General features: G+C 57.4%; 14 protein-coding genes. 9 read left to right on the top strand and 5 right to left on the bottom strand.

The genetic code is table 11. From position 1 onward, the window contains the following. The first annotated feature begins 16 nt into the window (after positions 1-16). The 3 genes from SIC19_RS15110 to SIC19_RS15100 all read left to right on the top strand — a co-directional run bounded on the left by SIC19_RS15110 (position 17) and on the right by SIC19_RS15100 (position 1,843). Entirely contained in the window at positions 17-565 is a 549-nt protein-coding gene (locus SIC19_RS15110; protein ID WP_228712250.1) for a sigma-70 family RNA polymerase sigma factor, read from the top strand. Beyond that, positions 562-1,317, top strand: coding sequence for an anti-sigma factor domain-containing protein (locus tag SIC19_RS15105; protein ID WP_127401756.1), 756 nt, complete (start codon positions 562-564; stop codon positions 1,315-1,317). The genes SIC19_RS15110 and SIC19_RS15105 overlap by 4 nt, the downstream gene beginning before the upstream one ends. A 106-nt stretch (positions 1,318-1,423) precedes the next feature. Beyond that, complete coding sequence (locus tag SIC19_RS15100; protein WP_036209368.1) at positions 1,424-1,843, top strand: hypothetical protein; 420 nt, start codon at positions 1,424-1,426, stop codon at positions 1,841-1,843. A gap of 47 nt (positions 1,844-1,890) precedes the next feature. Here the strand turns inward: SIC19_RS15100 and SIC19_RS15095 are convergent, their stop codons facing one another. From SIC19_RS15095 to SIC19_RS15085, 3 genes are all read right to left on the bottom strand, one after another. Beyond that, positions 1,891-4,455: a DUF2339 domain-containing protein gene (locus SIC19_RS15095; RefSeq protein ID WP_127401757.1), complete on the bottom strand. Its 2,565-nt coding sequence runs from the start codon at positions 4,453-4,455 to the stop codon at positions 1,891-1,893. Between the two features lie 40 nt (positions 4,456-4,495). Further along, positions 4,496-4,822: a hypothetical protein gene (locus SIC19_RS15090; protein ID WP_036209362.1), complete on the bottom strand. Its 327-nt coding sequence runs from the start codon at positions 4,820-4,822 to the stop codon at positions 4,496-4,498. 121 nt (positions 4,823-4,943) lie between these two features. Then, positions 4,944-5,564: a pyridoxamine 5'-phosphate oxidase family protein gene (locus SIC19_RS15085; protein ID WP_075196998.1), complete on the bottom strand. Its 621-nt coding sequence runs from the start codon at positions 5,562-5,564 to the stop codon at positions 4,944-4,946. Between the two features lie 93 nt (positions 5,565-5,657). Here SIC19_RS15085 and SIC19_RS15080 point away from each other — a divergent pair, with 93 nt between their 5' ends. The 3 genes from SIC19_RS15080 to SIC19_RS15070 all read left to right on the top strand — a co-directional run bounded on the left by SIC19_RS15080 (position 5,658) and on the right by SIC19_RS15070 (position 9,791). Beyond that, a complete protein-coding gene (locus SIC19_RS15080) occupies positions 5,658-7,088 on the top strand; it encodes a PLP-dependent aminotransferase family protein (RefSeq protein ID WP_127401758.1) in 1,431 nt (476 codons plus the stop codon). A 41-nt stretch (positions 7,089-7,129) separates the two neighbouring features. Then, entirely contained in the window at positions 7,130-7,273 is a 144-nt protein-coding gene (locus SIC19_RS15075; RefSeq protein WP_007152669.1) for a DUF3096 domain-containing protein, read from the top strand. 94 nt (positions 7,274-7,367) lie between these two features. Beyond that, a complete protein-coding gene (locus SIC19_RS15070) occupies positions 7,368-9,791 on the top strand; it encodes a putative bifunctional diguanylate cyclase/phosphodiesterase (protein ID WP_075196996.1) in 2,424 nt (807 codons plus the stop codon). 24 nt (positions 9,792-9,815) lie between these two features. On the opposite strand, the gene SIC19_RS15065 is transcribed toward SIC19_RS15070, so the two are convergent. Continuing rightward, positions 9,816-10,679, bottom strand: a complete 864-nt coding sequence (locus tag SIC19_RS15065; protein ID WP_127401759.1) for a DMT family transporter — start codon at positions 10,677-10,679, stop codon at positions 9,816-9,818. Between the two features lie 121 nt (positions 10,680-10,800). On the opposite strand from SIC19_RS15065, the gene SIC19_RS15060 reads away from it, so the two are divergent. The 3 genes from SIC19_RS15060 to SIC19_RS15050 all read left to right on the top strand — a co-directional run bounded on the left by SIC19_RS15060 (position 10,801) and on the right by SIC19_RS15050 (position 14,477). Next, entirely contained in the window at positions 10,801-11,724 is a 924-nt protein-coding gene (locus tag SIC19_RS15060) for a helix-turn-helix domain-containing protein (RefSeq protein ID WP_041334166.1), read from the top strand. A gap of 135 nt (positions 11,725-11,859) precedes the next feature. After that, the gene (locus SIC19_RS15055) at positions 11,860-12,603 is read left to right on the top strand and encodes a substrate-binding periplasmic protein (RefSeq protein ID WP_127401760.1); all 744 of its coding nucleotides are present in this window, start codon (positions 11,860-11,862) and stop codon (positions 12,601-12,603) included. Between the two features lie 251 nt (positions 12,604-12,854). Next, positions 12,855-14,477, top strand: a complete 1,623-nt coding sequence (locus SIC19_RS15050; protein WP_127401761.1) for a M28 family metallopeptidase — start codon at positions 12,855-12,857, stop codon at positions 14,475-14,477. Positions 14,478-14,489: 12 nt separating this feature from the next. On the opposite strand, the gene SIC19_RS15045 is transcribed toward SIC19_RS15050, so the two are convergent. After that, entirely contained in the window at positions 14,490-16,223 is a 1,734-nt protein-coding gene (locus SIC19_RS15045; protein WP_127401762.1) for a BamA/TamA family outer membrane protein, read from the bottom strand. Positions 16,224-16,291: the final 68 nt, after the last annotated feature.

Here is a 16,291-nt window from a genome sequence, read left to right as displayed (position 1 = left end):
CGCGGAGTCGCCATCCATGTCAGTGTCCCCCGATCAACTCAGCCAGCTTCTTAAGGGCGTTGCCGCAAAAGACCGCGCAGCGTTTGCAACACTGTATGAAGCAACGGCGCCGAAACTTCTTGGCACCATCACCCGTATCTTGAATAACCGGGGCTGGGCCGAGGAAGTCGTGCACGATACGTATATCAAGATCTGGCGAAAAGCGGATCAGTTCGACGCGTCCAAGGCCTCTGCGATTACCTGGATGGTCACCATTGCCCGCAACGGTGCTATCGACGAGCTGCGAAAGCAGCCGGCAAGTCGCAAGGCACCGGAAGATGAGCTGGAGCAGCTTGCCAGCAAAGAACCCAATGCCCAATCACAAGTGGAAAGCCAGCAGACCGTGAACCGACTGAACCTATGCCTGGAGGAGCTGGAAAAAGATCGCCGCGACATGGTGCGGTTGGCCTATCTTAACGGCTGGTCCAGAGCAGACCTGGCCACGCATTTCGATCAACCGGTGAATACTGTCAAAACCTGGCTACACCGGGCGCTGAAACAACTGAAAGGGTGTCTCACACCATGACCGACCACGACGATCTGGACATGCTGGCAGCAGAGTTCGTCCTGGGCACACTGGATGCCCGGGAGCGGGCCGCTGTGGCCGTGCGTCGGCAAAGCGAACCGGATCTCGACGAGATGATCTCTGCCTGGGAGCAGCGTTTGTCTGCACTGGCTGATGAAGTAACGCCGGTCACGCCAGACCCCGAGCTGTATCAGCGGATTGAACAAGATATCGATGCCCTCGAGACGCGCCGGGCAGGTGTCGATACTGACAGCCTCGATAAATCCAACGTGATTTCCCTGCACAAGCGCCTCCGGCGTTGGCAGTGGAGTACAGCCCTGGCGTCAGCCGCTGCCATGGTGCTGGTTGCGGTTCTCGTATTCCAACCTGCGCCAGAGCAGGGCCCGCAGTCGTTTGTGGCCGTGTTCCAACAGAATGACCAGCAGCCGGCCTTCATGCTCTCGGTAGACCTCAACAACCGTCAAATGCAGATTCGTCCGGTAACGGCCAAACCCATGCAGGGAAAATCCTACCAGATGTGGATAAAGGCCGATTCGCTTGGGCCGAATCCGCGCTCCCTGGGCGTACTTAACGACAACTTTGAGCTGGAGCGTGCAGCCCTTCGTGACTACGATCCTGAACTACTGAAGGAAGCCACCTTCGGTATCAGCGTAGAGCCCGAAGGCGGTTCACCTACTGGCCAGCCCACCGGGCCGGCTATACATGGCTACCTTTATCCCGTTGCTGATGGCACATCCGACCCTTCTCACTGATTCTTTTTTCCTTGCTGAAACTTTTGGGAATCACATCCCGTAGCTGTAGTTACACCCATCGAACAAGACATCAAGATGGGATCAACCCGAAAGCAAGGAGAACACAATGAAGAAGCATTTGATGACAAGCGCATTTCTAGCCGCAACTCTGGCTTCTGGTTCCGCATTGGCAATGGACAACATGAAAGTCGGGGTTTGGGGAGACAATCAGTCAGTTGCGGACGGCACCGTCACTGCCAAAAAAGTCGTTGCCGAGGAAAATGGCTGGCTCGTAGTGCATCGCACGGATGAAAGCGGCAAGCCCGGCCCGGTCGTGGCACACGCGCCCCTTCGCAAGGGTAAAAACACAGATGTGGCCGCCATTTTGACTGAAGACGTCAAATCCGGTGACATGCTGATGTTGATGCTTCATAGCGAAGACGGTGGCATGAAAACGGGCATTTTCGAATACACCCTGGGCGCCAAGGAAGATGGTCCCATCAAGAAAGACGGTAAGCTTGTGATGAAAACCATCACAGCGAAGTAAGCGACCGGCAAACAACTGGGTGGGGCCGCTCCCGCGGCCCCACCTGATCAGTCGGAGAGGGTCTGATTACCCGCCGAAGGCTGCGCTTTCCGATACATCCAGGCCAACCCCAGTAACGCCAGCCCAAGCCCCATAAAGGCCGCCACTCGCCAAAGCCCCTGTAGGCCGGCCATATCGACGAGAAAGATCTTGGCAATCACCAGTCCCAACAGAGCCATACCAGCCTTGTAGAGCACCGCATTGTCACGCTTGGCGGAGTAGGCAATAGCGCCGATCGCGTACATTAGGCTGACAACCGAATAAGTGTAAAGCTCACCCTCTGACATACCGAACGACAACCCCATGTCACTCCCCTGCCAGAGTTGCCGGATCTCCAGCGCGGTAAACAGCAGAAAGCCGGCAGACGCCACGCACAACGACCAGAACCGGGGCGCAAGCAAGGGAAACCGGCTGACCGCAAGCGCCAGCAGAATGGGACCACCGTAGCCGGGAAGCAGCATATTGATGATCGGTGTATCGCCAATATGGCCGCCGCCCCACCAGGGATTGTGCAGCGTCACCAGAGCGAGATAACTCAACATCGACAGCGCAACCAGTATCCGCGAGAACAACCGGTACAGCCAGGCCAGTGACTCACTTGCCCCGGCACGCACCATATAGGTCACGCCCAGTGCACCCCAGAGCAGTGTGTTGATTGCGGCCTCGGTAAAGCTGTACTGCTGGGAAAAAATATCGCCATCGTAAAGCCAGTAACGCATCTCGGCACCCAGGAACAGCACCAGTAGATGCAGGGTTGCCCCCTCCAGCCAAGGACGAATGGCGCGATCCTTCCCCGCCAGCCAGGTAGCAATGCCGGCAAACAACGTCGCCCCACCATAGCTCCAGAGTGACCAATGGAGACCGGTGTCGTAATCCTGCAGCCAGGGGTTGAACGTCAGCCGTGCCACCACCAGGGCCAGGGCCACCTTCAACAGCAGGTGAAGTTCGGGCATCTGATAACGACGCGCCAGCCAGGTAAGGCTGACAAACTGAGCAGACAGGGCGAGGGTGAGTGACGCCTCACTAACAATCATTATCGCCGCCAGGGAATAGCTGACGTGTGCCGCCATCACTGCCCAGACAACGCCCACTCGATAGCGCTGCACGCTTTCGAGCTTCCACGCGAGAACGCCGTAAACGCCGCCAACCAGCAACATTGCAACCGACCAGGCCGACGACGTCTGGTAGCCGTGTACTAACAGCCAACCCAGCACCGCCCAAACCAGTGGCGACAACAGTGTAAAGGAGGCCCATCGGCGGCGATCATTCTGGCGAACCCAGTGCCATAATCCGAGCCCGGTGGAGAGTATGGCGGCCCCAATCAGGTAGGACAGCAAACCACCCTGATGCTCCGGCGCCATCTGCGTAAAATAGGTCACCTCGGTGCCATTGCGCCCGACGTATCCGAGCCATCCCAGCGCACTGACCAGCACCGCGGCCCAGGGCAGGAACCAGAGCGCTCCACGACTCTGCGGCACCAGAGCTGCGGCCGGCAATATGATAAGCCAGCTCCAGAAAAACGGGCGATCACCCTGCCCGACCATCGATAGTGCCCAGAGAACCAGCAGGGATATCAAGACTTCCCGTAAATACGGCAACGCCTGCTTTGCGCGAACCGGAACCATGGCAAACACCACAAACAGGGCGGCGATGTACCAGGCTGTTGAGGCGCCGATGGCGGCTCCGCTGGACGTGGCCAACCACCACAGAAACGCGCCGGATAACGTGGCGTACCAAAGCCAGTCCCGATAGACATAACGCATCAACATCAACGAACTGACGGTGATCAGGAAACTGTAAGACAGCACAAAAGCCACGCTGCCATCATCGCCACCGATCAATAACGGCACCAGATAGGCACCACTCAACCCCATGACAGCAAGCAACGGGCCATGAAAAAGCGACAGCACCATGGTACCCAGAGATACAATAGCCAGCCCGAACAGGCCCACGGTAGGGCCGACCAGCCCGTAATGGTGAACGCCCGCCAGCAATGCCGCATAGAGGGTGATACTGCCTCCACCCGCCAGCGCCGCAAATACTTCGTTTGCACCCCGGTTGCGACGACGCAGGTACTCCGCTCCCGCATGCAACGCAAGACCGCTGAATAGCGCCAACATCAACTGCTGCGATGGGCCGATCATTCCTGCGTTGATGGAGTGGCTGACCATGAAAATACCGGCCAACCCAACGCTCAGGCCACCAAGCCAGACCATCCAGTTATCCTTCAGGGCCTGGACAAAGCGAGATTTATCGCGTGACGTCGCATCCGCACTCGGGGGGCTTGTGTCAGAAGAGGGGCTTGATTCAGAAGGGGCTGGCGTGTCCTCGACAACGGCTTCGTCGAGTTCAAGTTCAAGCTCCAGCTCCGGGGCCGGCTGGTCTTGGTCTTTTCCGCCCAAATGTTGCTTTAGATAAGTCACTTCTTCGCGCAAACGGGACACTTCCCGGTTCAGGGACTCAAGGCGTTCCGACTGATCACGACGCCGGGAAAACGCAAGAATACCCAGCACGGAGCCCACCGGCAGGAGTATGGCAAGACCAAGTGCCAGAATAATCAATAATGCTTCCATGCTGCCCCTCGTGTGTCAGGCGCCCGACATAAGGGCCCGCTTATCCAAAATAATCCTGCATCCAGTCCACCAGCGTTTGGGCACTGACCTCCGACAACGCCATGCCCTGGAACTCATCACCCACTTCATCATCGATGGTCACGAACTGATACAACAACACGCCTGGCTGGTTGTCGTGCAGGATCAACGTTATGCGGCGACGGGTGCGCAGACAGTCAATGGTCATGACATCCGCAGGAATACCCGAATCACGCATGCCCCGGCGCACTTCCAACACCGGGTTGATGTGCTCATGGGCAGCCTGGATGCGGGTATGGGCATCACTGGCAATATCGGACAAGGCTTTCAGGGGATCAACATCGGACATGCGTTGCTGCCTGTGTTATCTGGCAAGTAAATGAAACGATTGTGAACACAGTTTACCTTGAATGACCCCCAATCATAACCTGCCGGCCAACGATCGGGGTGCATCAACGCCTACACTCACCTTACGCGGGCAGCACACCGTGCCACACCGGGAGCGCCATATCCTCGGGTTCCTCTCCAGGACCGCCATCCCGGCTTTTGAACGCGCCCTCCTCGATCGGAATCCGGAACAATGCCGTCGCCTTCCGCTCCTTCGCATTGGGGGCACGCACCTGCTCCCAGCGGCCCGGTTCAATCTGATTAATGATGGCCTGAAACGCGGCGTCGAACTCACGATCATCCGACACTGGCGAGGCCCTGCCGAACAGCACCAGCGATTCATAGTTGGCACTGTGGTGGAACGCTGACTTAGTCATTACCCACTGGTTTGTCACGGCAAATGAAATGCACAACTGTTGTCCCGATGCCAGCGTCTGCGCCAACCTGCCACCGCTGAGTGTATGCAGGTAAAGGTCGTCAGCAAGACGCCAGGCCGTGATCGGGATGATGCGTGGCTCCCCTTCTTCCACAAAACCCACATGCGCTGTTTTTAACCGATCGATCAGGGCGTAAGCCGGCGCCCGCTCATAACTGGCTCTCCTGGCCGCGCGCTTCACCCGACTGCGAGGACAGCAAGACAGCGGTGATGACGGCGGTGATAACGGTAGTGATAAAGGGGTATCCGTGATTTCCTTCCGAGACATCGTATGCTCCTTTTGCAAAGTACATCTCTATTAGAAGCAACATCTGATACCATGGAAAGATCCAGATTATAGATTTCAATAGGACCAGTTAAGGTGATTGACGATATACGGTTCGAGCACACCACACCGCTGCAAACACAGCTTTATCAACACCTGTCCCAACGCATTATCCATCGACGTTACCTGCCGGGAAGCCAACTGCCCTCCAGCCGTCAGCTGGCAGCAGACCTGGGTATCAGCCGCAACACCGTCAATGCCGTTTACGACCAGTTGAAAGCCGAAGGTTTCCTGCAAAGCCGGGCTGGTCGGGGCGTATTCGTGCATCAAGACCTCAACCTGGCCATCAACCAACCTACCGGCGGAGCCATTCAAACCATGCAGGCCATGACCTTGCCGCCACTGCCGCCGGCTCCCGCCAGCCGCCTGAAGCTTGGGGAGGACGCCAACCTGCCCTTCCAGCCCGGGCTGCCCGACATCAACGCCTTCCCCATTCGCAGTTGGAACCGAATACTGCACCATCAGGAGAGCCGAACAAGCCTTCGCGGCTATGACACAACCCAGGGTTACCAGCCATTGCGCAGAGCCATTGCTGATTATTTACGAGCTTCCCGCGGGGTGCGTTGCCAGGAACACCAGGTGATCGTGACCAATGGGGCTCAACAGGCGCTGTCGCTGATTGCAGACGTGCTGTTAAAACCCGGTGACAGGGTCTTTGTTGAGAACCCCGGCTACCGGGGCGCCCGATACGCCCTTGGTCGTCACGGCAACCCACTGCTGCCCGTACCGCTCAAGCAACAGGTTCTGGATGTTGGTGTCCTGGACAGCCTTGGCGCTGCCAAACTGCTGTTCTGCACCCCTACTCATCAGTACCCCATGGGGGGCATTCTCGATGTGTCACAGCGCATGGCATTGCTACAGTGGGCGCGCCGAAACCAGACGTGGATCGTGGAAGACGATTACGACAGCGAGTTCCATTTCTATAACAAACCGTTTGCAGCCATTCAGGGCATGTTCGATACCGCCCCCGCTCTCTATGTGGGTAGCTTCAGTAAGACACTGCTGCCAGCCCTGCGCGTCGGCTACCTGATCGTACCAGAGGCACTCGTCGACCATTTCCTCTGGGCCAAACGTGTCAGCGGCGGAGAGACACCGTTACTGACCCAGGCAACCATCGCCGAGTTCATCGACAGCGGCCAGTTCACACGACATCTGCGCCGTATGCGCCAACTCTATCGTGATAAGTGGCATCATTTTCAGGCGCGGGTTACCGAAAAGCTTGGCGGCAGGCTGGCCCCCATAGCGGAAAGTGCCGGGATGCATTTGGTTCTGAAAGGCAACGTGGATGACCTTGCCCTGAGTCAGCAACTGAGAGACCTGGGCTTCGGCAGCACAGCCCTCAGCGAGCACTACATCGGAAGAACCGCGCAAACCGGGCTGGTGATGGGATTCGCGAGTGCGAGCGAGTCACAGATCGAGGCGTGCGTGGATGCACTGTGCAGACTTACCGACTACGATGAAAGATAGAAAAAACACGCTCCAACGTACTCGACGAGGATATTACTCTTATGACACTTCACCTTGAACTGGCGCCACTGATCAGCCTGGGCGCGGGCATTGGCATACTCGTGTTTCCAAAGCTGCTGAACTACATCGTGGCGGGCTATCTGATCATCCTCGGTGTCCTGGGGTTGTTGGGGCATACGTTGTAAGCCGACGCCCCATTGAGAAAATGCCACCTACTGGCACCATTTGTGGTGCGCCATTTATGTTGTTTTGCACCATGTATGGAGAGTACCGGCAGCCATGCGACGCAAAGGACAGCAACCCAATCTTCAAAGACAACTGATTGCGCTGGTGGCAGGACTGTGCCTCACGATCATCCTGACGGTGTGTTTCATGGTCGCCGTGGTGCAGGTGCAGTCGGCAATCACTGCCTATACCTGGGGCGAAAGCGTCTGGTCCCGAGCGCAGATCGATACTGTCCACCACCTCAACCGATTTTCCGAATCTGGTGATTTTTCGCACCTTGCGAAGGCGAGGCAGGCGCTGGCGGTTCCCATCGGCGATCTGCACGCCCGCGTCGCCATCACCTCCGATACGCTCGATTGGCAACGTGCCAGGCATGGTTTTCTCCAAGGGGGCAACCATGAAGAAGACCTGACCCGCATGATTCTGCTGATCCGTCTTTTTTCGTGGCTTGATCAACTGGAGCGGGCGTTAACCGCCTGGGAGGGCGCCGATGACCTGCTGTTTGAACTGGATCAGATCGGCAATGCGATGGAACGAGAGTGGTTGGCGGCACCTCCGGATCGCGAGCAACTGCAGGCCCTGCGAGACAAGCTCGCGATTGTTGACCAGCAACTGCAGGTGAATGCCCGGGAATTCCGCCTTTCCATGGGAGACGCCTCGCGTTGGGCCGCCAGCTTCCTGTCTGTTGTCAGTGCATTGTTCCTGACTCTTGTGGCGCTGCTGTCCTGGTTCCTGGGATTCCGGCTGGTGAGACTGCTCAATCGAACCGAGCAGAACTTCCGCTCGATCTTCGAGCAGTCCGCCATCGGTATCATCCAGATTGATACCGAGGGCCGAATCGTTAATGCCAATCAGGCGACCTGCGACATCCTTGGCTACCGGCCCGATGACCTTGTGCATCGCCCCTATCGGGAGCTGGTCCATCCGGAAGACTGGGACGTTGCCCGGGAAGAACGACGGGATATCAGCTTCGGTAACATCGACAGCTATACGACCGAGCATCGCATTGTTCGAAAAGACAATGACTTCTTGTGGGCCAGGCTCACCGTATCCCGCGTGTGGGATGTGCCCAGCGCTTCAGCGTACTTCACAACGGTTATGGAAGACATTTCCGAGTCTCACCGTCTGTCGACGGAATTGAGCTACATGGCGACCCATGACAGCCTGACCGGCCTGATAAACCGAAGAGCGTTTGAGCAGCAGCTTGCCAGCCATCTCGGGCACGTCCGCAACGGAGGAAAACAACACGCCCTCTGCTACATCGACCTGGACCAGTTCAAGCTGGCGAACGACACGTCGGGCCATGACGCGGGCGACCAACTTCTGCGCCAGGTATCCGACATCATTTCAAAGAATCTGCGCGAAGCGGACATCCTGGCCAGACTGGGCGGCGACGAGTTCGGTATCATTCTTCAGAACTGCGACCTCGACACCGCCCATCATGTGGCTGAAAAGGTGCGGGCCTCTCTCGACCACCTGGTGTTTTCCTGGCAGCAAACCAGCCACACCATCAGTTGCAGTATTGGCGTGGTGCCTATAACCGCAGAAAGCGCGGGCATCAGCGCCCTGATGAAAGCCGCCGACATTGCCTGTTACACCGCCAAAGACGGCGGCCGCAACCGCGTGTGCGTGATGTCGATGGACGACAAGCAGATGGCCTCCCAGCAGGGCGAGATGGAATGGCACAACCGCATTCAGACCGCGCTTCAGGACAACCGCTTTTTCCTTGAATGCCAGATAATTGCCCCGCCCACAGGCCGGGGCAAGGGGTTGCGATACGAAGTGCTGATTCGCATGCGCTCACAGGATGGTTCGGTGGTGCCTCCCAGTGCTTTCCTGCCCCCTGCGGAGCGCTATGGCATGGCATCGAGAATCGACCGCTGGGTTATCGAGAATGTACTCGAAAAACTGTCCGCCGCCCCAGAACACCTTGGTGCCTTGGAAGCCTGCCACATCAACCTGTCTGGTCGCTCGTTCGATCAAACAGACTTCGCGGATTTTGTGGTTGGCAGGTTCCACCACTACGGGGTTCCAGCGAACAAGATCTGCTTCGAAATCACCGAAACTGCCGCCGTCCATAACCTGCTGGAAGTTCAGGCCTTCATGAAACGCCTGAGCGACATGGGGTGCAGCTTTGCCCTGGACGACTTCGGTTCAGGGTTGTCGTCGTTTGGTTACCTTCGCCGGTTGCCAGTTACCTGCCTGAAGATCGACGGGATGTTTGTTCGCGATATCGTCACCAGCAAAACAGACCTTGCAATGGTGAGGGCCATTCATGACATTGGCCGAACCATGGACATGATCACGGTGGCCGAGTACGTCGAGTCCGAGGATGCAGCGTCGTTACTGAAGGAGATCGGCGTGGATCTTCTCCAGGGCTTCTGGGTCCATCGGCCTTCCTCACTGGATGACATCCTCGGCACGGAACCCAGCCGTCTCTCGGAAAAGGTGACGCATCTGAAGCTCCATACAACGTAGCGGTTTCCGAGGCCCCACGGGATATCATTTGACTCGGCGAAACAGCACGTAATTTCCCAGGATGGCCAGTAGGGCACCCAATACGGCGGTTGTTGTCCATTCAAAGCCTTCCAGCCAGGTCGATACACTCAGGGCAACCACCGGAAACAGCACCGTTGCATAGCCAGCCCGGTCAGCACCGAGGGTCTGGATCACAGTGATGTAGCAATAAAACGCAATAATGGAGCCGGGTACCGCCAGGAAAACCGTTGCGCCCCAGAAGGTCGCGGAGGTTGGCACCACCCACTCCACTCCCTGCAACAGACACCAGACGCCGAGGATCACAGCGCCGTAAACCATGGCCCAGGCATTCGCCACCAACAAGGGGATTTGCGCCAGCCGAACCTTGATACTCACCAGGTTCCCCATGGAAAACCAGAACGTGCCGGCAGCCGCAAACAGGATGCTGGCACCGGTGGCGTTGCCAAGCTGCAGATCATGCCAGAACAGCAGGGCCACGCCAGTAATCCCCAACGCCACCGCGGGATACAGACGGGCGGCGGGCTTCAACCGCAACCATAGCCAGCCATTCAAGGCATTGAACAGCGCCGCCAGTGAAAACACCACTGCCAGCAACCCACTGGTCATGGACTCGGCGGCACGGTATATGAGCAGGAAATTCACGCTGTACAGCGTCAGCCCCTGCAAAAAAAGCCAGCCATGCTGCTTGAGCGTCAACGTCTGCAGGCGCCCAAGCAATGCAAGCACCACCAGAGCCACAACAGAAGCCATCAAAAAACGATAGAACACCGAAACATCCACCGGCGCAGACTCAACCTGCAGGCGAATGGCCGTCCAGGTCAGGCCCCAGATCAGTACCGTCAAACCGTAGTGCATGGAAATCGGCATAACAGTCATTCCCTTTAATAAGTGACGCATTGATGTATCTAGTGGCCGATCTTATGACAGTGCGAAGGGGAAAACTTGTCAGATCCTGCGCAACCATGGATGATTCTTGCGGAGGCCCGATATGCAGACCAGCTCACCCCAGATACCCGATTCAACGAAGAATCCCCACAGGGAACGCCGCGACATTGTGGACGCGCTGCGAGCCGCTGGCGTGGCGCCTCAAAAGCTCATGGAGCTGGACCAGGGCCGTGCCCTCGCACAGTGGCAGAACCGCAAGGGCGAGGTGCGTTACGAGCGACCGCGCCATCACGCCCTGAGCATTTACATTAACGAGGGCGACAAAGCGAGGCGGGTGGTAAACGGACGGGCCGTGAGCCAGGGCTTTCCGGGGGCTGTTTGCCTGTTTCCCGCCGGCAGTCAATCCACCTGGCAGATCGACGGCCAATTCGAATTCTTCCACCTCTACTTCAATGACCTGGACATCGCCCGCTGCGCAGAACAGACCTGGGACTGCGAACCTGACCGGGTTGAACTCAGTGAGCGATACCACACGCAGGACCCGGTTCTGGCCCAGGCGGGCCAGTTACTGGCACTGAGTGACTGGCTCGCCCCCGGTCAGTCCATGGCGATGGATCACCTGGCCCAGTGGCTGTTACTACAGGTGGTTAGTCGTCACTCGAACGTACAGCAGGCAACTCCCTCTGTTACCGGACAACTCTCACTGCGTTACCGCCGATTGCTACAGGAACGTATTCACGCGCAGTTGGACCGGACGTTGACCCTCGCGGACATGGCGGGCTGGGTTAATCTTAGCCCTTACCATTTTGCCCGCCTGTTCCGGGCGACCTTTGGCTGCGCACCCTATCAATACGTTCAGGAACAACGCCTGACCCGGGCCCGGGACCTACTCCGCCAACCGGGAAGTAAAATCACTGCCATCGCCCTCAACTGCGGTTTCAACGACGCCAGCCAGTTCAGCCGGGCATTCAAGGCGAGGTTCGGAGAGACACCTTCCGTCTACCGTGCCCGGACAAACGCCAGGTAGAACGTCAGCATTACCTGCCACTTTCACTACATTGCCAAAATGTAAAGAAGAGGAATCCAGCATGCCACGCTGGATTCCTCTTCAATATCATGCCGCACTCCGTAAATACCGTAACCATACATGTGGAGTGGGTTCATGAAAGGAAAATTCGGGCTGACAATGGCCCTGATGTTAACGGCAGGTTGTACGACTGCCGCAGAAGAACTGCGGATCTACACAGAGCAATACCCTCCTTATAACATGACCACCAATGGTCAGCCATTTGCCCACTCGGAAGCAGACATCACGGGTCTTTGTACCGATGTCGTGAAGGCGCTTCTGGGTAAAGCCGAGCTGGATTACAGCATTAAACTCCGGGACCTCAGCTATGGCCTCAACCGGGCCGAACGGCATCCTGACCACGCCATCTACTGTGTATCCAAAACAGAGGATCGAGCGCCTTTTTTCGACTGGGTGGGGCCACTGTCCTCCATCGAATGGACACTGTTCGCCAAACCCGGGGCGTCCATTGAACTGAACACCCTGAACGATGCCCACAGCTATCAGATCGGTGGGTACAAGGGCGACGTCATGACCAACTTTTTGATCGACAAGGGCTTTGACGTTTCCGCAATCAGCAATAACGGCCTGAATGCGCGCCGCCTGGTCCAGGATCAGATCGATCTCTGGGTAGCTGACGGTCTGGCTGGCCCGTACCTGGCTGCTGATGCGTCCGATGTAACCGGGCTCGAGCGCGTTCTGGTGTTCCGTGAAACGCCAATGTATCTCGCCGTCCACAAGGACACCGCCCCCGAGATCCTGCAGGCTCTGAACAAAAGTTACCAGGCACTGGTTGAGTCCGGCGAAAAGGAGACCATTTCCCGCTCCTACGGATTCTGAGCGCACCGCAAGAGCGCCCTTCCTGCCTCCCAACGCCGACGTGACCAACGCTCACGTCGGCGCCTCCCGAAACCTAACGTTTTGTAATGTTTTCCGCCTGGATGGACAAAAAAACCGCGACTAGTCTTGCGGTAGGCATCGATGGAAGTAGTGATGCCCGGGCGCCTGTTTAACATCCATTCAGGCCTCCCCGCGCTGAAAGTCCGCCACAAGCGGACCTAACAACAAACTCCCAGGATTGGAGAATCACAATGAAAATCAGCACCGCAAGCCGCACCATGGCTTTAGGATCCCTTTTCTTTGCAATAACCGCACACGCCTCGCCAGGCCAGAAATCCACCGGCGATTTACTCAACGATTTCTGGAGCCCGGATCGAATCAGTCCGTTTGAGTGTCGCTTTGGCATTCTCAATAGCACGCCATTTGGTCTGCCCCGCTGCATGCAGGCAAGCAACATCCAATACCACCTGGACCGGTTATACGGCATTGCCGAAGCCAATGATGGCAATCGCGCTGCCGGCTTACCTGGATACCAGGCGACGGTCGATTACGTTAAAACCACACTGGAGAGTGCGGGCTATGACGTGACCATCCAGCAGTTTCCTTTCAATGCCTTCTACCCGACCGGAGACGGCATTCTGCAGGCCACGGCACCCACTCCGACCGACTATGTATGGGAAGAGGACTTTACCTACCTGTCCCAGACGGAGCCAGGCGATGTGACGGGCATGGCCGTTGCCGTTGACGTTCAACTCGGCCCCGACAATACCTCCACCAGTGGCTGTGAACCCGAGGACTTTACCGACTTCCCCGCTGGATCGGTCGCCGTCATCCAACGGGGAGCCTGCGCCTTCGGGCAGAAAGCAACCAACGCGGCCAATGCAGGTGCCGCGGGTGTGGTGATCTTCAACCAGGGCAACACGGAAGACCGCAAAGGCCTGATCAACGCCACGCTCGGCGATGACTACGCCGGGGGAGTTCCCGTCGTGTTCACCACCTACGACATTGGCGCTGGCTGGGTTGAGCAGCAGGACCTCCAGCTCAGAGTCGTGACCAACGTGGTGAGAGAGCAAACCGAAACCTCCAACGTGATTGCCGAAACCAATCGGGGCAACCCTGACAACGTCGTGATGACGGGCGCTCACCTGGATTCAGTGTTTGAAGGGGCCGGCATCAACGACAATGGCTCCGGCAGCGCTGCGCTTCTTGAACTGGCCCTGCAAATGAAACGGGCTCACCCCCGTAATCAGGTCCGCTTTGCCTGGTGGGGTGCGGAAGAGGCCGGCCTGGTTGGCTCAACGTTCTACGTCAACAGCCTTTCCCAGGAAGAGAAGGACAAGATCAAGGTCTACCTGAACTACGACATGATTGGTTCGCCCAACTTCGGCAACTTTATCTACGATGGCGATGGTTCTGACTTCGATCTGGCAGGTCCTCCGGGATCAGCCGCCACGGAGGCGCTGTTCGAGAAGTACTTCAACCTGCGTGAAATCGCCTCAGAGGGCACGCAAATCAGCTTCCGCTCAGACTACGCGCAGTTCTTCGAGGACGGCATTGCGTTTGGCGGGCTGTTTACCGGTGCGGAAGTGCTGAAAACCGAAGAGCAGGCGGCCAAGTTCGGTGGCGAGGCTGGCATTGCTTTCGACCCCTGTTATCACTCAGCCTGTGACGACATCACCAACGTCGACGAGCTCGCTCTTGAGATCAACGGCGATGCTGCCGCCTTCGTGACCAGTTGGCTGTCCCTCTCAACGCGAGTGATTGACGAGGAAATTGCTGCCGCGGAAGAAGCAGAACCGGCCGCTGGCGCCCGCACACTGCAAGTGGAGCAGAAGCACGACATCACCCATTGGGGCGACAAGTGGATCAAGTGACATGACTGTCGCTTAGAATCGCGAACGACCCCGCAACAAGACCTGCACCTGGTCAACGCTGTCATCTCCCGCCAGCGGGAAGGCGAAGTCCAGGTGCAGCATTCGCTGTACTTCGATCCGGCTTGAGGCCAGCCTCAGACCGAATCCCACATCCGTCAGTACGCCGTCATCGGGTCCGCTATTGCGACCATCATCAAACCAGGCTCTGCCTACATCGGTGAAAATCACACCCCCCATGCGAAACAGCTCGAAAGGGTGCCAGTCCGGGAAGTAACGGCGCTCCAGTGTCCACAGCGCTCTTCTGTTGCCCTGCTGGTAGTTGCTCGGATAACCACGAAGGCCATTGTCACCGCCAATAAGAAGCTGTTGATCCACGGTCAAATTGTGCGCTGCCGTGAACGACAGGTTGGTGTACCAACTGTTCCAATCCACTGCCCCGCCATGAAAGTACTCCAGGCTCAGGGTTCCGATAAGGTTCTCGAAACGGTGCTGGTCAAATCGCCAGGTGCCGCTCTGACTGAACCCGTAGCTGGCGTAGTTGGTGTCAGTGGCCAGCAAAGCATCCCGGAAGTCCATATTCAGTACGGCGCGGTCTTCCGTCGCTCCAAGTCCCGGCGAGGAGTACCCCAGCTCGGTACGCCACACAAAGCCGTCCCGCACGTCCTCGACCCGTTGCAGACGAGTCAGGTTTGTCATTTCCCGGAAGCGGTTCTCACGGTAGTCAAACCCGACCCATGGGTAGCTCAGTGTCCGATCATCGGGCAGAAGGTCCAGATTGGTTTCATCCGGTAAGCGCTCAAACGCCCGAGCATCGTAGCGAAAACCGGCAAGCAGCCTTAACTGGCTGCCATTGCGTTCTGCCAGTCGCCAGCCGACATCAACACTGGCAAAATCGCGGTCCTGCCGATAGTCCGCAATTGCCTCCGCCCCCACATAGCGGGATTGTTCGCGAATGTCATCCTCACCACTCAGGCCAAATCGCCACTCCGCCAGCTCACTGTAGAATGGACGCTCAAGGTAGGCACTGCGACCGCGCCCATCACTGCGCTTATCGTAGGAAAGGCCTGCCTGCCAATGGGAGCCAAGCACGTTCGGATCATCGAAATCGACACTGGTCTCGCTGCGGTCGGCATCTTTTTTGTGGGAAATCCCCACGCTCTTGCCGGAACCCAGGAAATTCGGATCAGAAAGGCCGGTGTTGGTTTTATTCTCGCCTCCCGTCCTGGAAGCACCAACGCTCGGCAGTAACGTCCAGGTGTCACGTGCAAGGACAGTGACTTCCAGCTCATTCCCGCAAACGCGGGTAACACCGATCCACGCGGCCGTCAGGTACTCACTCTGCCGCAATATACGTTCGGATTCGTCCAGCGTACCCGGTTGGTAAACGTCACCTTCGTCGAACACCAACTGGGCACGCAGGGCCGATTTCCAGGTCGGGGTATTTAGAGCGTTCAGCGTGCGATAAAGAAAGTTGTCCTGTTCCGGATCGCTGGTATCGAAGATCGGGCGCCGAATAATGTTTATTCGGCCGATTCTGGCACCTGCCGGAATATCCAAGTCGCTCTGGCGAGCCAGTTGGTCCCGGGGCTGGTCAAGATCAATCGCGTCCGGCTGGATTTCGCTGACAATACAATTGTCAGTGTCAATTTGCGCCCAAGCGATCTGACTGAAAGAGAGAGTCCCAGCAATAAAGAGGGCTCGGCTTTGGAGCCGGAGGACACTATCGAGGCATTGAGTACGGGTCATCGTCTGGCCACAGAACACGGAAACTCACTATGGTGTTGATGTTACCCCACTATAGTGCCGATTCAGGT

Source organism: Marinobacter sp. MIT930201, from assembly GCF_047122665.1.
GTDB lineage: Bacteria > Pseudomonadota > Gammaproteobacteria > Pseudomonadales > Oleiphilaceae > Marinobacter > Marinobacter salarius.
This window is presented reverse-complemented; position numbering and strand designations above follow the sequence as displayed.